Source organism: Microbacterium sp. NPDC003461, assembly GCF_053588335.1.
In genome coordinates this window covers 59,161-81,044 of the sequence record NZ_JBSFPT010000009.1, presented here as the reverse complement: position 1 = coordinate 81,044, position 21,884 = coordinate 59,161, and the positions used below count along the sequence as shown (strand labels likewise).

Here is a 21,884-nt window from a genome sequence, read left to right as displayed (position 1 = left end):
CCTGCTCACATCGCCAGGGAACACGAATCGCTACGCGGACCTTCTTACGTGAGGCACACGCTGCCGCTCCCGGACCTTTTACGCGAGTCAAGTCGCCGGTTCGCGGCACCCCGCGGGAGCGGGTAGACTAGTGGAGTTGTCCGATCGCGGGCGACATCGGGATGTGGCGCAGCTTGGTAGCGCACTTGACTGGGGGTCAAGGGGTCGCAGGTTCAAATCCTGTCATCCCGACAAAAAAGCCCAGGTGAGAGCATGTTTCTCACCTGGGCTTCGTCGTTCTCCTGGGTGGTCACTTGCTGGTCCACTCGCTAGATCTGCTCGATCTGGGCACCGTCGAAGTGGACCAGTCCCGTTAGGTGTCGTAGCCCGCGGAGTGCACCAGAAGGTGCCCGTGAAGTTCAGTCCGGAGTTGCGATACCGCACCGTGCGCATGGTTTACGACAGTCAGGCCCGAGAGGGTGGCCCCGCTCGCAGTCGATTCGTGAGCTCACCCCGCGGTTCGGGGTCGGCGATGATGAGACGCTGCGGATCTGGTGCACTCCCTGCGGGCACCACCGAGCCTGCGGGTTGCCACGGATCAGCCGCTTAACCTCTGCGAGATCGGTCATCAGTTAGCGCGGAGTGTGTTTCGTACGCCTGCCTGCTTCCCTCGGTTGCGGGCGCGAACTGCGAGCAGTGCGCAGCCGATTACGGCGATGCCGCCGGTCACGGTCTGCCAGCCGATGTGCTCGCCCAACAGCATGGCCGCCCAAAGGATGTTCATCACGGGTTGAGTGAGCTGCACCTGGCTGACCTGCGACATTGGGCCGATGGCGAGGCCGCGATACCAGGCGAAGAACCCGAGGAACATGCTCACCGCCGCGAGGTACGCGAACGCGCCCCACTCCACGACGGTGCCCATGGGAGGCTGCCGCACCACGGCGATGCCGGTCAGCAGAATCATGTCAACGAGAAGGATGGGGTCGGCGGCGCCTTGGCTGAGCGATGACGAGGAAGTCGCCTGGCGCGCGTTTCGTCGCATGACGATCGCAGTGCAGGCCGGTGTGGTGCACGACCTTGCTGCATCGGGTCTCTCGGAGACCGACTACGAGGTGCTCAGCACCCTGGTCGAAACGCCGGAAATGACGAGCACACTGCATGCCCAGGCGCAGAAGATGGGGTGGTCACGGAGCAGGCTCTCGCGTCACGCCGGCAGGATGGAAGCGCGAGAGCTGATTCGCCGTGACCCCGACCCGGCAGATGGTCGCGGCTGTCTGCTCGTGCTCGCCCCCTCGGTCTCGACGCCCTTCGAGCAGCGACTGCCGTGCACCTGGAATCCGTGCGCCGTCGCTTCGCCGATCGGCTCGACGCGCGCGACCTCCTTGACATCGTGCGAGTCTCTGGAAAGCTCGCGCATGCCCCAGAGTCGGATCTACGAGACGTAGGCCGTGAGTAGTCTGTCGAGAACCCTATGGGACTGTCGACGAGCCAGATCGGTGTCATCGTGTTGAGCCGTCCAGAGGGCTGCCTCGTTCATCGCGCCGGAGAGCTGCGCGGTCGACGCATCGAGGATCTCTTCTGCAACTCCTGCCTCATATAGCGCTTCTCGCAGATGCGTCGCCGAATTCTCCGCGTCGAGTCGGCGCCATTCCTGCCAGCCGGCCACCGCTGGTGCATCGACGAGCAGGATGCGCATGGCGGGCCCGTTCGTGATCGCCTCGAGAAATGCATGCGACCCGGCCCTGAGTTGTTCGAGAGGCTGCGGGTCCGCCTTCTCTGCTGCCGCGACGACAGCTCGCGCGATGTCAGCTTGGAGACGGGCGACGACCTCGCCGAACAGCGCGACCTTGGTCCGGTAGTGGTGGTAGACCGCTCCTCGCGTGACCCCGGCGTCCCGGGCGACGTCATCGACGGAGACTTCACTCACCCCATGACCCCCACCGAATGTCCGAAGAGCCACTTTGCACCGGGCTGAGATGCAACTAGTATCTATCTTGTTCATCAGCACGGGGACGGGGTCATGGAGCATCAGGAGACGGAGGCATCCGCCGCGGATGCCGCGTACGCGAAGGTCAAGGAGCGGATCCTCGACGGCGATCTCGCCGGCGGGACGATGGTCAGCGAAGGAACGATCGCCGACGAACTCGGGATGAGCCGCACCCCCGTCCGCGAGGCGTTCCTGCGCTTGCAGGTCGAGGGGTGGATGCGGCTGTACCCCAAGCGCGGTGCGCTGATCCGCGATGTGACGCCGGGAGAGCTCGACGACGTCGTCGAGGCGCGCATCCTCATCGAGACCGATGCCGTGCGGCGGCTCGTCCGTGACTCCGAACGGGTGCAGGACGTCGTCGACGAGCTCTCCGACATTCTCGACGAGCAACGCCGCGCGTACGAGGCATCCGACCTCGCGCGGCTCGCCGAGGCAGACACGGCCTTCCACGCCCGGATCGTCGCGGCCGGCGGGAACGCCCTGCTCGCAGAGTTCTTCGCGACGCTGCGCGATCGGCAGAGGCGGATGCTCGCGTGGTCGCTCTGGCGACGCGACGACCGAGCCGAGCAGGTGCTCGACGATCACGGATTGCTCGTCCGCCTCATCGGCGATGGCGAGACCGCGGCGTTCGAGGTGGCACTCGGCCGTCACATCAAGAAGACCCACCGGGAGCTGCTGTCATGAGTGAGATGTCCTCCGAGGGAGCCGCCGCCGGAGAGCGGATCGCGATCGTCCCCTGGATGCGCGTGAGCGCTGCCCTGTTCGCTGTCGCGTGGGGTGGAAACGAGTTCACACCGCTGCTCGTGATGTACCGCCAGATCGACCAGATGAGCGCCTTCAGCGTGAATGTACTGCTCGGGGCATATGTCCTGGGCATCGTGCCCGCGCTCCTTCTCGGCGGCCCGCTGTCCGACCGGTACGGCCGCCGACCGCTGTTCGTCCCCGCCCCGATCATCGCGATTGCGGGCAGCGCGCTCCTCGCCGTCGGGGCTTCCTCGATGCCGCTCCTGTTCGCCGGGCGGGTGCTGTCGGGTATCGCGCTGGGGCTCGTGATGGCAGTCGGCACGAGCTGGGTGAAAGAGCTCTCCGAGCCTCCGTTCACGACCCGCGCCGTCGACGGCCGTGGCGCCTCACGCGCTGCACTCGCACTGACGTCCGGGTTCGCGCTGGGCGCCGGATTCGCTGCGGCGCTCGGGCAGTTCGGCCCGATCCCCACCGCGTCGCCCTACCTCCTGCACATCGCTCTCACCCTCGTCGCGCTCGTGCTGCTGTGGGCGGCGCCGGAGAGCCGGCCGCGCCGAGACACCTCTGGGCCGCTCCTCGCCGACCTGCGCATCCCCACCGCGATGCACCGCCGGTTCCTCCTCGTCGTCGTCCCGATGGCGCCGTGGGTCTTCGGCACCGCCGCAAGCGCGTACGCGATCCTGCCGGGCCTCATGATGTCGCAGGCGCCGGGACTGCAGATCGGTGTGTCGGGTCTGCTGTGCGTCGTCGCGCTCGGCTGCGGTGTCGCGGTGCAGCGGTTCGCCGCGAAGGTCGACACCCCGCTGTCGGCCCGCGGCATCGGGATCGCGCTGACGGTCACCGTTCCCGCCATGATCCTGGCCGCCGTCGCGGTGAGCCTCAACTCGCTCGCCTGGGCGTTCGTGGCCGCCGCGGCACTCGGCGCGGCCTACGGCATGCTGCTCGTCGGGGGACTGCGCGAGATTCAGCGGATCGCCGGTCCGCGCGATCTTGCCGGACTCACCGCGGTGTACTACTCACTGACGTATCTCGGGTTCTTCATCCCGGCGATCCTCGCCGCGCTCGGCGCGTGGATCCCGTACACGACGATGTTCCTCGCCGGCGCGGTCCTGGCGGCGGTCAGCGTCGGGATCGTCGCGCTCAGCTGGCGCCGGCACCTGCCGGCGGCCTGATGAGGAAACGGCCGGGCGCGGCGTCCTCGCGAAGACTTCGCAAAAAAGGGGGCGCGGGAAGGACATGTCCTCCCCGCGCCCCCTTCGGATGCATCAGTTGTAGAGCATTCCGCCGTCCACGAGCAGCACCTGGCCGGTCACGTAGTCGGCCTTCTCGCTTGCGAGGAACGACACGACGTTCGCGACGTCTTCGGGCGTCTCGATGCGGCCGAGGGCGATGCTCTCGACGTTCTCCTTGAGGTTCTGGCCCCGCGGCTTGCCGTTGATCTCCGACAGCTTCTCGTCGATGAGGTCCCACATGCCCGTGCCGACGATGCCGGGAGCGTACGCGTTGACGGTGATGCCCTTCGGGGCGAGCTCCTGCGCCGCGACCTGCGTGAGGCCGCGCACGGCGAACTTCGACGCCGAGTACGCGCCGAGGATCGGGAAGCCCTTGATCGACGCGATCGAGGCGGCGGAGATGATCTTGCCCTTCACACCGAGCTCGATGAACTTGTCGGCAGCGGCCTGGATGCCGAAGACCACGCTGTTCACGTTGATGGAGAAGATCTTGTCGAGCTCTTCCGCCGTCACGTCGAGGATCGGCTTGACCTGCGCGATGCCCGCGTTGTTCACGATGACGTCGAACCCGCCGAGCTGCGTGGCGGCTGCGTCCACAGCGGCGACGACGTCTTCCTTCTTCGACACGTCGGCAGCCACGAAGATCGCACGGCGGCCCAGCGCCTCGATCTCCGCGACGACGCCGCGCGCCTTCTCCTCCTGGAACGTGAGGTCTGCGACGGCGACGTCGAAGCCGTCCTTCGCGAGCTGGAGCGCGATTCCGCGACCGATTCCCTGACCTGCGCCCGAGACGAGAGCGACCTTGGCAGTGGACATTCCGACTACTCCTTCATAGTTCGATGAAGCGCTGTCGCGCTCCGAGAGAAGGTCGCCCGAAGGCACGTTGCTCGGCGCCGCACGACCCTCGACATCCTAGCAAAACTCATCGAGTCGGACGGAGATGGCAAGTATGCTCGCGAAGACCGCGTCCACGAGCTGCTTTTCCCCATGCGCAAGGACTCGAACGATGTCGGGGTCGATGCGTCGAACCTGTGGATTCTGGACGAGCGGCTCGTCTTCCACGTCGATGCGGTCGAAGAATGCGCCGAGCAGGTCACGCTTCGCGCTGTCGACGATGCTGTCGTAGAGCTCGGCCGGGTCATCGAGCAGGTCGACGTAGGCGAAGACCATGTCGGCGCCGCACTGGATGCGGCTGCCGGTGCGGGCTAGGCTTTCGGCAATGGCGCCTTCTGCATCGTGACGGATTCGAGCCGGTCGCGGAGCTTGCTGCTCGCGATCGTGAAGCGCCCTGGGTCTGATGGAGACTCGCGCTATTTGATTCCCACCAGTTGATCTGTGGTGGTTTGGCCAGCATAGAACGTCTGCTCGAACTCGGCGGGTGGGACGTCGCCGAGGTAGCCGTGCAGGCGCTGCGTGTTGTGCCAGTGCACCCATCCGAGGGTCGCGAGCTCGAGGTCCTCGACCGTCTTCCAGGGCCCTGGGCGTGCGGGTCCGCGGACGAGTTCGGTCTTGTAGTACCCGTTCACGGTCTCGGCCAGGGCGTTGTCATAGCTGTCGCCGACGGTCCCGATCGAGGGCGTGGCGCCGATCTCTGCGAGGCGTTCGCCGCAAGGAGGGCGTTCGCCGCAAGGAGGGCGTGCGCACATGATCGGCGATAGGCCACTTCGGTAACGTGCACAGTGCTGTGCAAACTGTGTATGCTTGCGGGCGTGCGGATGAGCTGGCGGGTTTTCAGGAGGGACGTCACCCGACTGATCCGTGTCCGGAAGGCGTGGATCATCGTGATCGGCGTGTTGATCACTCCGGCGTTGTATGCGTGGTTCAACATCAACGCGTTCTGGGATCCGTACGCGAACACTGAGAGCATTCGCGTCGCAGTGGCGAACCTCGACGAGGGCGCATCGTCGGAGCTGACCGGGGCGCTGAACGTCGGTGATCAGGTCAGTGCGCAGCTCGAGGAGAACGATCAGCTCGGCTGGGTCTTCATGGGCGAAAAGGAGGCCGCCGAGGCCGTCCGGCGCGGTGACGTGTACGCGGCAATCGTCATCCCCGCAGACTTCAGCGAGGATCTCCTCAGCATCACCAGCGGCGAGTTCACCCAGCCGGCGCTGCAGTACTACGTCAACGAGAAGGCCAGCGCGATCGCGCCGAAGATCACCGACGTCGGGGCATCCCAGCTCGACCAGCAGATCACGGCCGCCTTCACCGAACAGGTCGCCCTGGCTGCGACAGACGCGGTGAGGGATGCCGGAGATGGCGTCGAGTCACGGTTGCTGACCGCGAAAGACGACGCGCTGAACACCTTCGACAGCACCTCGCAGTCACTGGCATCGACACGGAGCAGTATCACCGACCTCCAGGACGGGATCGCCGGTTCTCGCGCGACGCTGTCGGCCGCCCAGAACACGCTCACGGATGTCGATACGACGCTGGCGGACGTTCAGCAGGCCACAGCGGAAGCTCAGTCGATCATCGCCGACGCGCAGGAGCAGGTGATCGGGTTCACCGATGCCGCAACGGCCGCGTACCTCACAGGCACGACACTGCTCGCGGATGCCTCCGCCTCCGCGAACTCCTCGATCGCCCAGGTGACGGGGGCTCTGACTGCTGCAGGGCTGCAGGTGGACGCAGCGATCGACAACGTCGAGACCGTCCTCAAGGCGAACGAGGCCGCGATCGCGCAGGCGCAGGCTTTGATTGATGGCTTCGATCTGGATCCTGAGACGCAGCAGCGTCTGTCCGGGGTGATCGAGGCGCTGCAGGAGCGAAACGCTGCCGATCAGCAACTCCTCGCGGATCTGTCGCAACTGAACGCCGGCACCGGCGACACCATCCAGGGGCTGCAGGCGGCTGCCGATGCCGTCGATGAGGCGGCGCAAGGCACGCAGACTGCGGCATCCGATCTGCGGACAGTGCTCACCGAGAACCTTCCGGCGCTGAACAGCGCGATGGCCCGCCTGTCCTCCAGCGCGGGAGAGTTCTCGGCGGCGGTCGCCTCACAGCGGCAGGTCCTCACCCAAGTCGGCGGCCTGCTGCGCAGCGCGGATACGCAGCTGGCATCCACCGCGACGGCGCTCGACAGCTTCGACGCCGACATCGCCGGCCTCGAGTCGAACCTGCAGGCCGCGCGCACCGATATCGAAGCGGTCGCCGCCGCAGCGGAGTGGGGTGCGCTCGGCACGATCACCGGACTGGACGCGGACGACATCGCCCGCTTCATCGCCTCGCCCGTCGTCGTCGAGGAGCAGAAGATGTTCCCGGTATCCTCCTACGGGTCCGCGATGGCGGCACTGTTCACGAACCTGTCGCTGTGGATCGGTGCGTTCGTGCTGATGGTGATCTTCAAGACCGAGGTCGACACAGAAGGTGTTGAGGGCGTCACGGTCCGCGAGGCCTACCTGGGACGGTTCGGCCTGTTCGCGCTGCTCGCTGTCGGGCAGGCGCTGGTGGTCTCGATCGGGAACCTCATCATCGGTGTCCAGACCGCGAGCGCCGTCGCCTTCGTGGGGACCGCTGTGCTGATCGCCTTGGCGTACGTGAGCATCATCTACGCGCTCTGCGTCGCGTTCGGGCATGTGGGGAGAGGTCTGTGCATCCTGCTGGTGATCATGCAGATCCCCGGCGCGTCAGGGCTGTACCCGATCGAGTTGATGCCCGACTTCTTCCGCGCGATCTATCCGCTGCTGCCGTTCTCCTACGGCATCGACGCAATGCGGGAGACGATCGCCGGGTTCTACGGCAGCCACTACTGGCGGTTCCTCGGGATTCTCGCCGTCTTCGTCGCCCTCGCGTTCCTCGTCGGATTGGTCCTGCGGCGCAGACTCGCCAGCTTCCATATCCTGTTCAACCGCGAGGTCGCCGCAACCGACCTGCTGATCGGCGAGAACGTGCAGGTCGCCGGCGGAGGATACCGGCTGAGCGAGATCATCCACGCACTCTCGAACCGCGGCGCCTACCGGGACGAGCTCACCCGCCGGGCCCGCCCGTTCACGCACCGTTACCCGGTGCTGCTGCGGGCGACCCTGGTCGTCGGGCTCACGGGGCTCGCGTTGCTCGCCGCCGCCGCTGTCACGTTCGCCGACGTCAAGGCGCTCCTGCTGGGCATAGGAACCCTCTGGTGCCTTCTGGTCATCGGGTTCCTCGTCGCCATCGAGTACGCCAGATGGAGCTTCGCGCGAGCCGGAGAAATCGCCGAGCTCGATGACGCCGACCTGCGCCAAGCGGTCTTCGCCGGTGGTGCGCAGGCGCACGCCACCGTCGTCTCCTCAGAGGCGCGCACGGGACGCGAGTCCGTTCCCGGCGCGCAACATCTGCTCGCAGAGGATCTGAGCTCCGGTGATCCCCTCCAGGAAAGCCCGTCCGCCGACATCGCTGCCACCGGCGACACGGATGGGCACGCCCCTGACGACGTGGATGATGTCATAGCGACTTGGTTCCAGGGTGAGCCCCCAGCCGACGACTCCGCCCACGCGGACGCTGGCGCGCCCGAGCCGACGACCGCAAACGCGGTGAGTCACGATGAGCCCGCGGAAGCGGATGAGAACGAGGGCGTATCGCAGCAAGAGGATGACCGCCCTGCGGAGAAGGGGGAGCAGTCGTGAGCGTCATTCTGCGTTTGGTGGGGCGCGACGTTCGTCACGCGACACAGAACGTGATGGCGTGCATCGTCATCTTCGGTCTCGTCGTGATCCCGTCCCTGTTCACCTGGTTCAACGTGATCGCCAGCTGGGATCCGTTCGCGAACACCAGCAACCTGAAGGTCGCCGTTGCCAGCACCGACACCGGCTACGAGAGCGATCTGATTCCAGTCCGGATCAACGTCGGCGAGCAGGTCCTGTCCGCGCTGCGCGCCAACGACGATCTGGACTGGGTCATCACGACCGAAGATGATGCGATCGACGGTACGAAGTCGGGTGCGTACTACGCCGCAATCGTGCTTCCGCAGTCCTTCAGCGCCGACATGATGACGTTCTACGTCGACGGTGCGGAGCACACCGACATCGCGCTCTACACCAATGAGAAGAAGAACGCGCTCGCTCCCAAGATCACCGAACAGGGTGCCGACGGTGTGTCTGCGCAGATCACCGAGACGTTCACCAAGACCCTCAGCGAGATCGCGCTCAGCTTGCTCTCCTCCCTCTCCGACTTCCTCACCGACGACGACACCCAGGCCGCACTGGCCCGGCTCCAAGCACGCGTGGCCAGCCTCACGACGCAGCTGCGTTCGAGTGCGCAGACCGCCGACATGTTCTCCGCCCTCTTCGACTCCAGCATCCCCGTGGTGAACAGTGCTTCCGGCCTCGTCGGCTCCGCTGGAGCCGCGTTCAGCGACGCCTCCGACGCCGTCGGTAGCGGAAGCGATGCGGTCGACTCCCTCGGCTCCGCTCTGCGTACCGCCACCCAAGGAGTCTCCGACGCTTTGTCCGCGACGGTCAACAGCTACAACGCGGTCGGCGATCGCATCGACGACCTTTACGTGGACATGGATTCCCTCAGCGGCGATCGCGTGACGGTGCTCACTGACCTCGCGGCACGAGTCCAGGACCAGGTCGACCGATACCGCACCATTCGCGACGCCCTTGACACCGAGGTTCGGCCCACACTGCCCGAGGCTGCCGAAGGCGCCCTCGATACCGTCATCGCCGCCCTCGACGACGCGATCGCGCGGCAGCAGGCTGTGCACGACAGTCTCGTCCAAGCTGCGCAGGACATCCAGGACGACAACGCCTCCGAGCAGGGCTCTCACCAGGAGATCCTCGGCACGATCGCCGATGCGAAGACCGCGGTACAGAACGCACAGAGCGCATACGCCGACGGACTGAAGCCGCAACTGGACCTTCTGTCTTCTACGCTCTCACGGCTCGACTCGGACATCTCCATCGTGTCCGACGACCTTGCCGACGTGTCCTCGAGCCTGTCGGGTTCATCGGACTCCGTGATGACCGCCATCGACCGGGGAAAGACCATCGCAGATGGGATCTCCACCTCACTGGGTGAACTGGCCGACCGGTTCGACGAGCTCGATCAGGCGCTCGGAACCGCAACTGACACCGGTGATCTCAGTGAACTCCGCGACATCATCGGAGGCGATCCCGGCGTCCTCGCCACCTCACTGGGGGAACCCGTCCGGGTGGACCGCACCGCGGTGTTCCCGGTCGCCGGGTTCGGCGCCGCCATGGCACCGCTCTACACCATCCTCGCGCTCTGGGTCGGAGCATTGTTGATGACAGTCACTATCCGCGTCGACGTCAACCACAACACACTGTCGGGCACCTCCGAACTCACCACGACCCAAAAATACCTCGGACGATACGGCATCTTCGGACTCGTCGGCCTTGCCCAGAGCACACTGCTCACCCTCGGGCTCATCCTCTTTGTCCGGATCGAGCCCGCTCACCCGCTGCTCATGATCCTCGCCGGATGGATCATCTCCCTCGTATTCACCCTCATCGTCTACACCGCGGTCGTCGCGTTCGGCAACGCCGGAAAGGCACTATGCGTGCTGCTGCTCGTCATCCAAATCTCCGGATCTGGCGGCGCCTACCCCCTTCAGCTCCTGCCCGACTGGTTCCAGAACATCAGCCCATTCCTGCCCGCCACCTACGCGATTCAGGCGCTGCGGTCGGCGATCGGCGGCGTCTACGCAGCGGACTTCTGGATCTCTCTTCTCCTGCTCGCCCTCTTCATCGTCCCGGCCCTCCTGCTCGGCCTGGTGCTGCGGCGCCCCCTCATCGCGTACAACCGCAGCATGTCAGAGGCGCTTGAATCCACCAAGCTCATGTAAGCGCCCGCGAAAGGTGATCATGTCTCCACGAGAGTCCATAGCCTTGTCGGACTCGGTTCCTGCTCGCGAGCGCAGAAGCGACGCCACGACGAACCGCAAAGCACTCCTCCACGCAGCGCAGATCGTGCTCGCCGAGAACCCCCAAGCCTCCCTCGACACCATCGCGCAAGCGGCAGGCCTGTCACGACGTGCTCTCTACGGCCACTTCGCCGACCGCGAGACTTTGCTGAGAGAGGTCATCGCGCTCGGCGCTGAGCGCTTCAATATGATCGCCCAGACCACCGACGACACCGACTCGCGCGTCGCTCTGGCCCGCCTCGCCGCACGTCTTTGGCGCGAAGCCTCAGCAGTGCGCGCAACCGCCAACATCGCACTGAGCGAACCCCACGTCTCAGAGACAGTCCGTGCACTCGCTCCTCTCCGACGACGCGTCCGCGAACTCACAGATGCCGGCATGGCAGCAGGGGCCTTCCGAAGAGACGTTTCACCCGAAGTCCTCGCCATCCTGATCGAAGAGACAGCCCGCGCCACCTTGCGCCAGACTCGCCTGACCACAGGAAGCGACCCGTCGGTTATTGCGCGAGTTGTGCTCAGCATCGTCGGCCTGTCATGGACCGAGCAGGCAGCGCTCATCGCGTCGAATCCCGACATCGTGGCCTGAGCGTGACCGGAACGTCCGAGAAGCGGTGTGAGATCGGCCTGATCAAGAGCAGAAGCGTGCGGCGGGTGGGCGTCGCGGTCGAACCTACCGTCGGCCGACCATGCCCTCGGCGTGGTCGGCGACCCAGGCGACGAGCGGCAGCATCCGCTCCATGAGGTCTCGGCCGAGGGGAGTCAGGCTGTACTCAACGTGGGGAGGCACGCTCGGGAACGACTCCCGGTGCACGAGGCCGTCGGCGGCGAGCGTCCGCAGGGTCGAAAGTGGGTACCCGCTCGCGGGAAGGCGGCGCGCGATCGGGGCGTTGTCGTCGGCGAACCCCTGAGAAAGGACTCACCATGACCATCCTCGTCACCGGTGCCACCGGCCACCTCGGCCGCCTCGTCGTCGACAGCCTGCTCGCCCGCGGCGTCGACCCCGCCACCGTCCGCGCGGGCGCGCGGGACACCGCGAAGGCCGCCGACCTCGCGGCGCGCGGGGTGCGGGTGGTCGCGCTCGACTACGACCGGCCGGAGACCGTCGCCGCGGCCGTCGACGGTGCCGACAGCGTGCTGCTCATCTCGAGCAGCGAGGTCGGCAAGCGCGCCGCGCAGCACCAGGTCGTCATCGACGCCGCCCGTGCGGCGGGCGTCGCCAAGTTCGTGTACACGAGCGCCTCCCGGGCCACGACGAGCGACCTCGTGCTCGCGCCGGAGCACAAGGCGACCGAGGAGGCGATCGCCGCCGCGGGTCTGCCCGCCGTGATCCTGCGCAACAACTGGTACACGGAGAACTACGTCGCCGACGTGGCGCGTGCGAAGGACACCGGCGTCATCGCCGCCAGCGTGGGTGACGGTCGCGTGGCCTCGGCGACGCGCGCCGACTATGCCGAGGCCGCCGCGATCGTCCTCACCGAGGACGGGCACATCGGCGAGGTCTACGAGCTGAGCGGCGACGTCGCGTGGGGCTTCGACGAGCTCGCCGCCGCCGCGTCGGAGATCGTCGGGCGCGAGGTGCGGTACACCCCGCTCAGCTCGGAGGAGCATGCCGCCGCGCTCGAGGCGGCCGGTCTCGATGCGGGCACGGTCGCCTTCGTGACGGCGCTGGACGCCAACATCCGCGATGGCGCGCTCGCCGAGGCCGACGGCACGCTCGCGCGCCTGCTGGGTCGCCCGACGACGTCCCTCGTCGAGGGGCTGCGCGCGGCGCTCTGAGCCGGCCTGGGCGGGGATGCACCACGCGCGTGCAATCCCCGCCCACGGGGCGGGAGTCGCGATGACGTCCATCGCCGCGGCTTCCGCGCGCCGCTACACCGTCCGCGCTCCCGCCAGCTCCGCCCGGACGATCTCGGCGCCGGCGGCGAGCGCGATCATCTTGTCGCGCGCGACCGTGCGCGGCAGGGGCGCCATGCCGCAGTTGGTGCTGGGCAACAGCTTCTCCGCATCGACGAACGGCAGCACGCGACGCAGCGTCGCCGCCACCTCCTCGGGCGTCTCGATCGCGTGGGTGGCCACGTCGATCGCCCCCACCATCACCTTCTTCCCCCGGAGCAGCGTGATGAGCTCGACCGGCACGCGGGAGTTGTGGCATTCCAGCGACACCGTGTCGATCGTCGAGCGCTGCAGCAGGGGGAAGGACTCCTTGTACTGGCGCCACTCGGATCCGAGCGTCGCCTTCCAGTCGGTGTTCGCCTTGATGCCGTAGCCGTAGCAGATGTGCACCACGGTCTCGGCGCGCAGGCCCTCGACAGCCCGCTCGAGGGCGGCCACACCCCAGTCCTTCACGTCGTCGAAGAAGACGTTGAAGGCGGGCTCGTCGAACTGGATGATGTCCACGCCCGCCGCTTCGAGCTCGCGGGCCTCCTGGTTGAGGATGGTCGCGAACTCCCACGCGAGCTCCTCGCGGCTGCCGTAGTGGCCGTCGTACAGCGTGTCGATCATCGTCATGGGGCCGGGAAGGGCCCACTTGATCGGTCGATCGGTGAGCGCGCGGAGTGCCTTCGCGTCCTCGACGAACACCGGCCGCTCGCGGCTCACCGCGCCGACGACCGTGGGCACGCTCGCGTCGTAGCGGTTGCGGATCCGCACGGTCTTGCGCCGCTCGAAGTCGACCCCGCTGAGGTGCTCGATGAACGTGGTGACGAAGTGCTGGCGCGTCTGCTCGCCGTCGCTGACGATGTCGAGCCCCGCGCGCAGCTGATCGTCCGCCGCGAGCCGCAGCGCATCCCGTGTGCTCTCCGCGAGTTCCACGCCCTCGAGCCTCCAGGGCGACCACAGCGTCTCCGGCTCCGCGAGCCACACGGGCTTGGGCAGGCTGCCGACGATCGAGGTGGGCAGCAGCGTGTTCATCGGCGACTCTCCGTGTCTCGTGCGATCAGTGGGCATAGCTGCTCGTCCACTCGTCGAGCAGCGCTCCATAGGGCGCGATGATGTGCTCCTCGGCGAACGCGCCCTGCGTGGCCGCGAGCCGGCTGCGCTCCTCGCGGTCGTAGGCGACCTCGGTCACCATGAAGTCGGGATTGTCGAGACTCGGCCGGTACACCTCGCCGGCGGCCGTCGTCGCGTTGTAGATCTCCGGACGGTAGATCTTCTGGAACGCCTCCATCGTGCTGATGGTGCCGATCAGCGCCAGGTCCGAGTAGTCGCGGAGCAGGTCGCCCTCGAAGTAGAACGCCAGCGGCGCCACCGAGCCGGGCGGCATGAAGTAGCGGACCTGCAGGCCCATCTTCGCGAAGTAGCGATCGGTCAGCGAGGAATCGCTCTGCTCGTACTCCACGCCGAGCACGGGGTGCCGATGCCCGAGCCGGTGATACGTCCTGCTGGTCGAGACGCTGATGCAGACCACGGGCGGCTGCGAGAACCGCTGGCGATACGCGTCCGAGTCGACGACGGCCCGGAAGAGCCTGCCGTGCAGATCGCCGAAGTCGCTCGGGAAGCCGGGCGCGGGCGCATCCGCGGTGAGCCGGGGGAGCAGCACGCCGAAGTCGTAGTCGCGCACGTAGGACGAGAAGTTGTTGCCCGTGATCCCGGGCGTGCGCTCGCCGGTCTCCCGATCCAGGATGTGCACGTCGAGCATCTCGATCAGCGGGACCCCCACGCCGTCCCGGTCGGCGTCCCCGAGCAGGTTCACGGAGACGATGTCGAGCTCCACGGCATAGCGGTCGCGCGCCGGATTCCCGTCCCGTGCGAGGTCGTTGCAGCGATCGTCGATCATCCGCAGCGCGTTGCGGAGATTCTGCCGCCGCCCCTCGCCGCGGGCCAGGTTCGCGAAGTTCGTCGTGGCGCGGGAGCCGGACGACGGCGAGTAATCCTCATCGAAGGGGGTGGTGCTGATGCGGAAGGTGAATGCGGTTGCCATGTGATCCCGTGCCTCGATTCGTGGCGAGAGCGCGGGCCGGACCCACGCGGTGGACGCCACTGTAAGCCGGGTGCGGGGTCATAGCCTCATCGGGATGCTTGACCGAGACGCATAGCCTTTGCCTATGTCAGCAGCTCGACGTCGAAGCCCGCGACGACATCGCGCATCTCGGCGACGAACCGCTCCGCCTGACCCGTGAGCGGGATGGAGCTGTGGCCGATCCAGCCGATCTCGATGCGCTCGTCGACGTCGAGGGGCACCGCCACGATCGACGGATCAAGGTCGTCGGAGATGATGCCGGTGGAGATCGTGTAGCCGTCGAGGCCGATCATGAGGTTGAAGATGGTGGCGCGATCGCTCACCCGGATGTCCTGCTTCGCCGACCGGGTGGAGAGGATCTCCTCGGCGAAGTGGAACGAGTTGTTCTGACCCTGGTCGAAGGTCAGGCGCGGCACGTCCTCGAGATCTTCCAGGGTGACCCGCTCGCGCGCGGCGAGCGGGTTCGTGCGCGCGACGAAGATGTGCGGGGTCGCGACGAACAGCGGGGCGAAGGCGAGCCCGGACTCGCGCAGCAGCTTGTCGATGACGTTCCGGTTGAAGTCGTTCCGATACAGGACGCCGAGCTCGCTGCGCAGCGTCCGGACGTCCTCGATGATGTCCCAGGTGCGGGTCTCTCGCAGCGTGAACGCGTACTCCGCGGCGGGTGACGCCTTCACCATGCGGACGAACGCATCGACGACGAACGAGTAGTGCTGCGCCGAGACGGCGAGGAGACGGCGCGACGGCGGACGTCCCAGGTATCGCTGCTCCAGGAGCTCGGCCTGCTCCACGACCTGGCGTGCGTAGCCGAGGAACTCGGTGCCGTCCTCGGTGAGGGTGACACCCCGGACGGATCGGGTGAACAGCGCGCGGCCGACGCGACGCTCGAGGTCCTTCATCGACGCCGACATCGTCGGCTGCGAGACGTAGAGCAGCTCCGCGGCCGCGGTGATGGAGCCCTCCGCCGCGACTTCGACGAAGTACCGCAGCTGCTGCAGGGTGATGCCGCTCGTCGTCCCGATCTCGCCACGTGCCATAGCCACAAGCTATCCAACCCGCGGGCCACGGCCGCCGCGTCGCACGCGGGCGCGGCCCCGGTCGATCCCCGGCTCAGGCGGGGATGTAGTCGAACGTGTCGGGGTCCGGGCCGGTGCGCTGGTCGCGGTTCAGGGCCGAGATCGCCTGGACGTCCTCGTCGGTCAGCTCGAAGTCGAAGAGGCGGAAGTTCTCCTCGACGCGCGAGCGGGTGACCGACTTGGGGAACACGATGTCGCCGCGCTGGATGTGCCAGCGCAGCGTGACCTGCGCGGTCGTGCGGCCCAGGCGCTCGGCGATCGCCGTGATCGTCGGGTCGCCGAGCACGGCGCCCTGCGCGATGGGCGACCACGCCTCGGTCGCGATCCCGTGCTCCGCGCCGTAGGCGCGCACGGTCTCGTTCGTGAGGTACGGGTGTACCTCGATCTGGTTGACGGCCGGCGTCACGCCCGTCTCGGCGATGATGCGCTCGAGGTGCGGCACCTGGAAGTTCGAGACGCCGATCGCGCGGGCGAGGCCCTGGTCGCGGATCTCGATCATCGCCTGCCACGTCTCGAGGTAGTCGACGTCGATCGTGGGCAGCGGCCAGTGGATGAGGAACAGGTCCATCGGGCCGCCCAGGCGCTCCACGCTGGCCTCGGCCTCGCGCAGCGCGTCGTCGCGGCGGTGGAAGCCGTTGTTGAGCTTGCTCGTGACGAAGACCTCGTCGCGGCTCAGGCCCGACGCCTTCAGCGCGTCGCCGACGCCCTGCTCGTTGCCGTACATCTGCGCCGTGTCGATGTGGCGGTAGCCCACCTCGAGGGCCGTCGCCACGGCCTCCTCGGTCGACTGGGGCGGAACCTGGTACACGCCGAAGCCCAGCTGCGGAATGCGGACGCCCTCGGCGATCCGGATCTCGGGAACGGAAGTCATAGACGTTCTCCTTCGTCTCGTGTCGGCAGTGGGATCCCGCCGCCACCGGTCCACAACGACGCCGCACGGCGCGCGTATTTCGGCGCTTCCATAGAGGATCGCTATCGCCCTCGCGGCCGCCGGTGCGGATCATCCGGCCTAACGTGGTCGATATGACGACGATCGCGATCATCGGAGCAGGACGCAACCTCGGAGAGGCGCTCGCGCGCCGCTTCGGCAGGGAGGGCTACAGCCTCGCGCTCATCGCGCGCAACCAGGAGCGGGTCGACCAGCTCGCGGCCGACCTCGTCGCCGACGGCTTCACGGCCAAGGGCTACGCGGCGAACGTGCGCGACACCGACAGCCTCGTCGCCGCCCTCGACCAGGCGACGCAGGACCTCGGCCTCATCGAGGTGCTCTCGTACAACCCGCTGCCGCAGAAGGAGTTCCTGCGCCCGCTGCTGGAGTCGACCGTCGGCGACATCCGGGCCGCCGTCGAGTTCTCGATCTACGGCCCCGTGGCCGCCGTGCACCAGGTGCTGCAGGGCATGCGCGTGCTGAAGACGGGATCGCTCCTCTTCGTCAACGGCGGCAGCGCGGTGCAGCCGGTGCAGCACTTCGCGGGCACCTCGATCGGGTTCGCCGGCGAGACCGCGTACATCGAGATGCTGCACCAGGCGCTGAAGGACGAGCCGATCTACGTCGGCCAGCTCATCATCCCGGGCGCGATCATCCCCGGCGACGCGCAGAAGGATCCGGAGGTGCTCGCGGAGCGCCTGTGGCAGATGCACGCGGAGCGCCGCGAGCTGCGCGTGTTCGCCACCGAACTGGAGAACCAGCCGTATTGATCCGCGGCGGCTAACGTTCCTCGTATGGACGTTCGCCAGCTGGAGTTCTTCGTCGCCGTCGCCGAGGAGGGCAGCTTCACCCGTGCGGCCGAGCGCTCGTTCGTCTCGCAGCCCGGCCTGTCGGTGTCGATCCGCTCCCTGGAACGCGAGCTCGGTGCGCAGCTTTTCACGCGCGGCCGCCACTGCGCGGCGATGACGACGGCGGGCGCGGTGTTCCGGCCCTGGGCCGAGCGGATCCTCGCGCAGGTGCGCGATGCGCAGCGCGCGGTGCTCGGTGACGAGCCCGGGCATGCGGCGCTGCGCATCGGCGCAGAGCAGTGCCTCGGCGGCGCCGTCGACATCGTCGACCTGCTCGCCTCGTTCGCGCGGGAGCACCCGCGCGCCGACCTGGAGTTCGTGCAGGACGTGAGCTCGCGCCTTTCGGGCGTGCTCGACCAGGGCCGTCTCGACGTCGCCCTCGTGGCCGCGCCGGCGGGATCCGCCTCGCCGGCCGGCAGCCTGCTGCTGCGCCGCGAGTCGTTCGTCGCGCTCTCGCCGGACGCCGTCCCGTTTGCGACTCTGGCCGACCTCGAGGGCGCGCGCACCGTCGACTTCGGCGGCGCGTGGGAGGCCCGGCGCGTGCTCGACGCGGCGCTCGCCGCCGCCGGGGTGAGCCGGCGCACGATGGTGGAGGCGAACGACGTGCACATGCTCGTCGACCTCGTCACGCGCGGGTTCGGCGTCGCCGTCGTGCCGGAGTCGATCGCCGGCAAGCAGGCGGCCGAGCACCTCGTGCGCACGCCGCTCTCCGACGCGCCCGAATGGGAGATCCGCCTCGCCACCTGCCCCGATCCGTCGCCGTCGGCGCGGGCGTTCGCGAGCATGTTCGTGCCGCAGGCGGCCCTCGGCGAGCTGCACGCGGATCTCGCGATGCAGCAGGGCTAGGCCGCTCGCGCGGCGGCTCAGTCGCCCGGGATGCTCCAGAAGTGCGCGGTCGAGCCCGGGTGCTCCTCGGTCATCGCGCGGTCGAGGTCGCGGTAGTCGGAGTCGAGGTTGTGGCCCGCCATGCGGATCGACACGGTGCCGTCGTCGCCCCGGTCGATGTCGGAGACGAGCTGGATGTGGTCGAGCGATCCGTTGCCGTCCCAGTCGAACACGACGAGGTCGCCGAGCTTGACCTGATCCCGCTGGTCCAGTTCGAGGCGCGTCACGCCCAGCTCCTGCGCGTGCGCGGTCATCCAGGCGTCGAAGGTCGGGACGAACCGCCACGTCTCGGTGGACGCCGTGCCGTCGTGGTACCAGTCGTCGCGCTGCGCCCAGCCGCGGGCCACGAGCGTCTGGCTGACGAAGTTCATGCAATCGCCGCCGATGGGGTTGTAGTCGCCCCATTCGGCGGTGTTGTAGTCGTCCCAGTGCGCGAGGGCGTACTGCAGCTGCCGGTCCACGCCCGTGCGCGCCTCGTAGGCGTAGCGCAGCGCGTCGGTGCCCTCCAGCGGCACGTCGCCCTCCTGCACCGTGACGGGCACCTCCCCGGCGACGTAGTCCACCGCCGAAGGCACGACGACCGTGACGGCGTCGGCGCCCGCCTCGGCGATCTCGGCCTCCGCGGTGCCGAAGGTCACGCGCGTGACGCCCTCGAGCCCCGTGCCGGTGACCGTGACGCTCTCGCCGCCGACGAGCGATCCGGAGGTGGCGCTCAGCGCGGCCACGCGGCCCGCGACCTCGCCGCTCGTCGCCTGCGCGGTCTGCACGTCGTTCGCCGCCTGCGGCGCCGGGGCCTGCGCCTCGGGAGCGTCCTCGCCGCCGTCAGCAACCCGACGAGGGCGCTCACGCCCCACACGAGCAGGGCGGTGCCGCCGCCGAGGATGACGACCCCGCGGCGACGCGCCCGCCGACGTCGCGCGCGACGTGCGCGCACGCGCGAAGACGGCGTGGAGGCGTTCTCGGGCATCACCCCGAGGCTACGGCGAGTACCTCCGTGGCGCCTGAGGCACGCGGCACCGATCCGCGGTATTCCGCGATCCGTTCGGATCCGTGGGCGGATCAGCGAGCCGCGGGCGCAATGCCACAGATCGCGCAGCTCTGCCAGTCCCTTTACGTCCCCGCCGGGCGGGGGATGGAGTGGGGCGATGACCGACGCAACCGCACCCGCGCTGCCAGGCCGCCCCACCGGCCTCAAGCGTGTGCTCGGCACCCCGCTGCTGTACGCGTTCATCGTGGGCGACACGCTGGGGGCGGGGATCTACACCCTGGTCGGGACGATGGCGACCGACGTCGGCGGCGTCATCTGGTTGCCGCTGCTCATCGCGCTCGTCGTGGCGCTGCTCACCGCCGGCACCTACGCGGAGCTGATCACCAAGTACCCGCACGCCGGGGGCGCGGCCCGCTACGTCGATCGCGCATTCGGGATCCCCTACCTGTCGTTCCTCGTCGGCTTCCTGATGATGGCGTCCGGCATCACGAGCGCGGCGGCGCTCGCCAACGCGTTCGCGGGCGACTACCTCTCCGCGCTGCTCGACGTGCCGCCCGTGCCCACGGCCATCGCCTTCGTCGTCGTGCTCACGCTCATCAACCTGCGCGGCGTGAAGGAGTCGCTCACCGCGAACCTCGTGGCGGCCGTGATCGAGGTGACGGGCCTCGTGATCGTCATCGTGCTCGCGGCGATGGTGTTCGGGCGCGGCGACGGCGACCCGGCCCGCCTGGTCGAGTTCGCGCCGGACGTGCCGCCCCTGCAGGGTGCCTTCGCGGCGTCGATCATCGCGTTCTTCTCGTTCCTGGGGTTCGAGGCCGCCGCGAACATGGCCGAGGAGGTGCGCAGCCCCTCGAGGTCGTACCCGCGGGCCCTGTTCGGCGCTGTGCTCACCGCCGCGGTCGTGTACCTGCTCATCGCCGTCGGCTCGGTCATCGTCGTGCCGCCCGCCGAGCTCGCGACCTCGACCGGGCCGCTGCTCGAGGTCGTCGAGGCGAGCGGCGTGGCGGTGCCGGGATGGCTGTTCAGTCTCATCGCGCTCGTGGCGATCGCGAACGGCGCGCTGCTGTTCCTCGTCATGGCCAGCCGCGTCGCCTACGGGCTGGCCGAGGCTCACCTGCTGCCGAGCGCGTTCGGCCGCGTGCTGCCGAAGCGCCGCACGCCGTGGGTGTCGATCCTCGCCGTCGCCGGCGTCACGCTCCTGCTGACGATGGTCGGCGACATCGCCACGCTCGCCTCGACGACCGTGCTCATGCTGCTGCTCGTGTTCGTGTCGGCGAACATCAGTGTGCTCGTGCTGAAGAAGGACCGCGTGGAGCACCCGCACTTCTCCGTGCCGCGGATCGTTCCCCTGCTCGCGATCATCGCGAGCATCGTGCTGCTCACGCAGCAGACGGGCATCGTGTGGCTGGGCTCCGCGGTCTACATCCTCGTCGGGTCGGCCCTGTTCCTCGTGGCCCGGTTCGGTCGCCGCCGCGAGGAGCGCGGGGCACGCGAGGGTGCGGCACCCGACGCATCGGATCGATGAGAGGAAGGAACGACATGTCGATCGCCACCGTCATGCAGCGTCTCGTGCGCCGGATCCAGCGCGCGCGGGGCCTCGACCGGATCGCCGAGCAGGCGAGCGGGTCCGTCTCGGCCGCCACGCGCCCGGCGCCCGTCAAGAACGCCCTGTCCGGATCGTGGCTGGGTCACCAGCTCCACCCGATCCTCACCGACCTGCCCATCGGCGCATGGGGAGCGGTGACGGCGCTCGACCTCACGGCCGGCGAGGAGGGGGCCGCGGCGGCGCGCCGCCTCGTAGGCATGGGGCTCGTCGCCTCGGGTCCGACCGCGCTGGCCGGCGCCTCGGACTGGGCGGAGACCTCGGGCAGGGATCGGCGGGTGGGCCTCGTCCACGGCCTCATGAACGCCGTCGTGTCGGTGCTGCAGGCCGGTTCGTGGATCGCGCGGCGGCGCGGGCATCGCGGCGTGGGCGTGGGGCTGAGCCTCGTCGCCGTGGGCGTGGCCGGGGTCTCGGCCTACCTGGGCGGCCACCTCTCCTTCGTGCGGGGCATCGGCGTGAACCGCACGGCGTTCCAGTCGCGCGTGGGCGAGTGGACCGACGTCGCCGCCGAGGCCGAGATCGCCGAGGGTGAGCTGCGGCGGGTCGTGGTGGGTGATGTGCCGGTGCTGCTGACCAGGCGCCGCGGGTCGCTGCGGGCCCTCTCGGCGGTGTGCACGCACGCCGGCGGCCCGCTCGACGAGGGACGCGTGGACGAGGAGGGCTGCGTCACGTGTCCGTGGCACGGCAGCCGCTTCCGCCTGGCCGACGGCGGGGTCGAGCGCGGCCCGGCGAGCGTGCCGCAGCCGCGGTGGGAGGCGCGCGTCGAGGGCGGGCGCGTGCTGCTGCGCTCCGCCTGA

At 68.4% G+C, this 21,884-nt stretch carries 19 protein-coding genes, 1 tRNA gene and 3 pseudogenes; 12 read left to right on the top strand and 11 right to left on the bottom strand.

Annotation, left to right across the window (positions count from 1 at the left end; all coding sequences use genetic code 11):
* Window positions 1-157: 157 nt before the first annotated feature.
* A tRNA-Pro gene (locus ACWDR7_RS05900) sits at window positions 158-231 on the top strand.
* A gap of 376 nt (window positions 232-607) precedes the next feature.
* Here the strand turns inward: ACWDR7_RS05900 and ACWDR7_RS05895 are convergent.
* Window positions 608-943, bottom strand: a pseudogene (locus ACWDR7_RS05895) (EamA family transporter); the annotation flags it as partial.
* 76 nt (window positions 944-1,019) lie between these two features.
* On the opposite strand from ACWDR7_RS05895, the gene ACWDR7_RS05890 reads away from it, so the two are divergent.
* Window positions 1,020-1,424, top strand: a complete 405-nt coding sequence (locus ACWDR7_RS05890) for a MarR family winged helix-turn-helix transcriptional regulator (protein ID WP_449853995.1) — start codon at window positions 1,020-1,022, stop codon at window positions 1,422-1,424.
* Here the strand turns inward: ACWDR7_RS05890 and ACWDR7_RS05885 are convergent.
* Window positions 1,412-1,906, bottom strand: a complete 495-nt coding sequence (locus ACWDR7_RS05885) for a TetR/AcrR family transcriptional regulator (RefSeq protein WP_449853994.1) — start codon at window positions 1,904-1,906, stop codon at window positions 1,412-1,414. The genes ACWDR7_RS05890 and ACWDR7_RS05885 overlap by 13 nt on opposite strands.
* 93 nt (window positions 1,907-1,999) lie before the next feature.
* Between ACWDR7_RS05885 and ACWDR7_RS05880 the strand changes: the two genes are divergently transcribed.
* Both ACWDR7_RS05880 and ACWDR7_RS05875 read left to right on the top strand, forming a co-directional pair.
* Window positions 2,000-2,650, top strand: a complete 651-nt coding sequence (locus ACWDR7_RS05880; protein WP_114306374.1) for a GntR family transcriptional regulator — start codon at window positions 2,000-2,002, stop codon at window positions 2,648-2,650.
* 5 nt (window positions 2,651-2,655) lie between these two features.
* Window positions 2,656-3,882 (top strand): MFS transporter, encoded by a 1,227-nt coding sequence (locus ACWDR7_RS05875; protein ID WP_449853993.1) that lies wholly within the window; start codon window positions 2,656-2,658, stop codon window positions 3,880-3,882.
* A 93-nt stretch (window positions 3,883-3,975) separates the two neighbouring features.
* Here ACWDR7_RS05875 and ACWDR7_RS05870 read toward each other — a convergent pair whose 3' ends face one another.
* The 3 genes and pseudogenes from ACWDR7_RS05870 to ACWDR7_RS05860 form a co-directional block, all read right to left on the bottom strand.
* Window positions 3,976-4,758 carry an acetoin reductase gene (locus ACWDR7_RS05870; protein ID WP_155049184.1) on the bottom strand — a complete coding sequence of 261 codons (783 nt, stop codon included), beginning with the start codon at window positions 4,756-4,758 and terminating at the stop codon, window positions 3,976-3,978.
* 96 nt (window positions 4,759-4,854) lie between these two features.
* A complete protein-coding gene (locus ACWDR7_RS05865; protein ID WP_449853992.1) occupies window positions 4,855-5,112 on the bottom strand; it encodes a hypothetical protein in 258 nt (85 codons plus the stop codon).
* Between the two features lie 140 nt (window positions 5,113-5,252).
* Window positions 5,253-5,549 (bottom strand): annotated as a pseudogene (locus ACWDR7_RS05860) (integrase core domain-containing protein); the annotation flags it as partial.
* A 108-nt stretch (window positions 5,550-5,657) separates the two neighbouring features.
* Between ACWDR7_RS05860 and ACWDR7_RS05855 the strand changes: the two are divergent.
* From ACWDR7_RS05855 to ACWDR7_RS05845, 3 genes are read left to right on the top strand one after another with little or no spacing between them, the layout of a single operon-like run.
* Window positions 5,658-8,543, top strand: a complete 2,886-nt coding sequence (locus ACWDR7_RS05855; RefSeq protein WP_449853997.1) for a YhgE/Pip family protein — start codon at window positions 5,658-5,660, stop codon at window positions 8,541-8,543.
* The gene (locus ACWDR7_RS05850; RefSeq protein WP_449853991.1) at window positions 8,540-10,726 is read left to right on the top strand and encodes a YhgE/Pip family protein; all 2,187 of its coding nucleotides are present in this window, start codon (window positions 8,540-8,542) and stop codon (window positions 10,724-10,726) included. The genes ACWDR7_RS05855 and ACWDR7_RS05850 overlap by 4 nt, the downstream gene beginning before the upstream one ends.
* Before the next feature lie 43 nt (window positions 10,727-10,769).
* On the top strand, window positions 10,770-11,387 hold the full coding sequence (locus tag ACWDR7_RS05845; protein ID WP_449853990.1) for a TetR/AcrR family transcriptional regulator: 618 nt from the start codon (window positions 10,770-10,772) through the stop codon (window positions 11,385-11,387).
* Between the two features lie 84 nt (window positions 11,388-11,471).
* Here ACWDR7_RS05845 and ACWDR7_RS05840 read toward each other — a convergent pair.
* Window positions 11,472-11,645 (bottom strand): annotated as a pseudogene (locus tag ACWDR7_RS05840) (winged helix-turn-helix transcriptional regulator); the annotation flags it as partial.
* A gap of 77 nt (window positions 11,646-11,722) precedes the next feature.
* On the opposite strand from ACWDR7_RS05840, the gene ACWDR7_RS05835 reads away from it, so the two are divergent.
* Window positions 11,723-12,577, top strand: coding sequence for an SDR family oxidoreductase (locus tag ACWDR7_RS05835; protein ID WP_449853989.1), 855 nt, complete (start codon window positions 11,723-11,725; stop codon window positions 12,575-12,577).
* Window positions 12,578-12,670: 93 nt separating this feature from the next.
* On the opposite strand, the gene ACWDR7_RS05830 is transcribed toward ACWDR7_RS05835, so the two are convergent.
* The 4 genes from ACWDR7_RS05830 to ACWDR7_RS05815 all read right to left on the bottom strand — a co-directional run bounded on the left by ACWDR7_RS05830 (window position 12,671) and on the right by ACWDR7_RS05815 (window position 16,706).
* Window positions 12,671-13,711, bottom strand: a complete 1,041-nt coding sequence (locus ACWDR7_RS05830; protein ID WP_449853988.1) for a methionine synthase — start codon at window positions 13,709-13,711, stop codon at window positions 12,671-12,673.
* 25 nt (window positions 13,712-13,736) lie between these two features.
* The gene (locus tag ACWDR7_RS05825; RefSeq protein ID WP_449853987.1) at window positions 13,737-14,720 is read right to left on the bottom strand and encodes a putative oxygenase MesX; all 984 of its coding nucleotides are present in this window, start codon (window positions 14,718-14,720) and stop codon (window positions 13,737-13,739) included.
* A 122-nt stretch (window positions 14,721-14,842) separates the two neighbouring features.
* On the bottom strand, window positions 14,843-15,796 hold the full coding sequence (locus ACWDR7_RS05820; protein WP_449853986.1) for a LysR family transcriptional regulator: 954 nt from the start codon (window positions 15,794-15,796) through the stop codon (window positions 14,843-14,845).
* A gap of 73 nt (window positions 15,797-15,869) precedes the next feature.
* Window positions 15,870-16,706 carry an aldo/keto reductase gene (locus ACWDR7_RS05815; protein WP_449853985.1) on the bottom strand — a complete coding sequence of 279 codons (837 nt, stop codon included), beginning with the start codon at window positions 16,704-16,706 and terminating at the stop codon, window positions 15,870-15,872.
* Between the two features lie 152 nt (window positions 16,707-16,858).
* On the opposite strand from ACWDR7_RS05815, the gene ACWDR7_RS05810 reads away from it, so the two are divergent.
* Window positions 16,859-17,533, top strand: coding sequence for an SDR family NAD(P)-dependent oxidoreductase (locus ACWDR7_RS05810; RefSeq protein ID WP_449853984.1), 675 nt, complete (start codon window positions 16,859-16,861; stop codon window positions 17,531-17,533).
* 24 nt (window positions 17,534-17,557) lie between these two features.
* Window positions 17,558-18,457, top strand: a complete 900-nt coding sequence (locus ACWDR7_RS05805) for a LysR family transcriptional regulator (RefSeq protein WP_449853983.1) — start codon at window positions 17,558-17,560, stop codon at window positions 18,455-18,457.
* Window positions 18,458-18,474: 17 nt separating this feature from the next.
* On the opposite strand, the gene ACWDR7_RS05800 is transcribed toward ACWDR7_RS05805, so the two are convergent.
* Window positions 18,475-19,263: an amidase domain-containing protein gene (locus ACWDR7_RS05800; RefSeq protein ID WP_449853982.1), complete on the bottom strand. Its 789-nt coding sequence runs from the start codon at window positions 19,261-19,263 to the stop codon at window positions 18,475-18,477.
* Window positions 19,264-19,641: 378 nt separating this feature from the next.
* Here ACWDR7_RS05800 and ACWDR7_RS05795 point away from each other — a divergent pair, with 378 nt between their 5' ends.
* Window positions 19,642-21,009: an APC family permease gene (locus ACWDR7_RS05795; protein WP_449853981.1), complete on the top strand. Its 1,368-nt coding sequence runs from the start codon at window positions 19,642-19,644 to the stop codon at window positions 21,007-21,009.
* Window positions 21,010-21,023: 14 nt separating this feature from the next.
* Entirely contained in the window at window positions 21,024-21,884 is an 861-nt protein-coding gene (locus ACWDR7_RS05790) for a Rieske 2Fe-2S domain-containing protein (protein ID WP_449853980.1), read from the top strand.

What these genes read in the sequence shown, in the direction of transcription:
- ACWDR7_RS05890 (WP_449853995.1), top strand. Translation starts at nt 1,020, where the DNA reads ATGACGATCGCAGTGCAGGCCGGTGTGGTGCACGACCTTGCTGCATCG.
- ACWDR7_RS05880 (WP_114306374.1), top strand. Translation starts at nt 2,000, where the DNA reads ATGGAGCATCAGGAGACGGAGGCATCCGCCGCGGATGCCGCGTACGCG.
- ACWDR7_RS05875 (WP_449853993.1), top strand. Translation starts at nt 2,656, where the DNA reads ATGTCCTCCGAGGGAGCCGCCGCCGGAGAGCGGATCGCGATCGTCCCC.
- ACWDR7_RS05870 (WP_155049184.1), bottom strand. Translation starts at nt 4,758, where the DNA reads ATGTCCACTGCCAAGGTCGCTCTCGTCTCGGGCGCAGGTCAGGGAATC.
- ACWDR7_RS05865 (WP_449853992.1), bottom strand. Translation starts at nt 5,112, where the DNA reads ATGGTCTTCGCCTACGTCGACCTGCTCGATGACCCGGCCGAGCTCTAC.
- ACWDR7_RS05855 (WP_449853997.1), top strand. Translation starts at nt 5,658, where the DNA reads ATGAGCTGGCGGGTTTTCAGGAGGGACGTCACCCGACTGATCCGTGTC.
- ACWDR7_RS05835 (WP_449853989.1), top strand. Translation starts at nt 11,723, where the DNA reads ATGACCATCCTCGTCACCGGTGCCACCGGCCACCTCGGCCGCCTCGTC.
- ACWDR7_RS05830 (WP_449853988.1), bottom strand. Translation starts at nt 13,711, where the DNA reads ATGAACACGCTGCTGCCCACCTCGATCGTCGGCAGCCTGCCCAAGCCC.
- ACWDR7_RS05825 (WP_449853987.1), bottom strand. Translation starts at nt 14,720, where the DNA reads ATGGCAACCGCATTCACCTTCCGCATCAGCACCACCCCCTTCGATGAG.
- ACWDR7_RS05820 (WP_449853986.1), bottom strand. Translation starts at nt 15,796, where the DNA reads ATGGCACGTGGCGAGATCGGGACGACGAGCGGCATCACCCTGCAGCAG.
- ACWDR7_RS05815 (WP_449853985.1), bottom strand. Translation starts at nt 16,706, where the DNA reads ATGACTTCCGTTCCCGAGATCCGGATCGCCGAGGGCGTCCGCATTCCG.
- ACWDR7_RS05810 (WP_449853984.1), top strand. Translation starts at nt 16,859, where the DNA reads ATGACGACGATCGCGATCATCGGAGCAGGACGCAACCTCGGAGAGGCG.
- ACWDR7_RS05805 (WP_449853983.1), top strand. Translation starts at nt 17,558, where the DNA reads ATGGACGTTCGCCAGCTGGAGTTCTTCGTCGCCGTCGCCGAGGAGGGC.
- ACWDR7_RS05795 (WP_449853981.1), top strand. Translation starts at nt 19,642, where the DNA reads ATGACCGACGCAACCGCACCCGCGCTGCCAGGCCGCCCCACCGGCCTC.
- ACWDR7_RS05790 (WP_449853980.1), top strand. Translation starts at nt 21,024, where the DNA reads ATGTCGATCGCCACCGTCATGCAGCGTCTCGTGCGCCGGATCCAGCGC.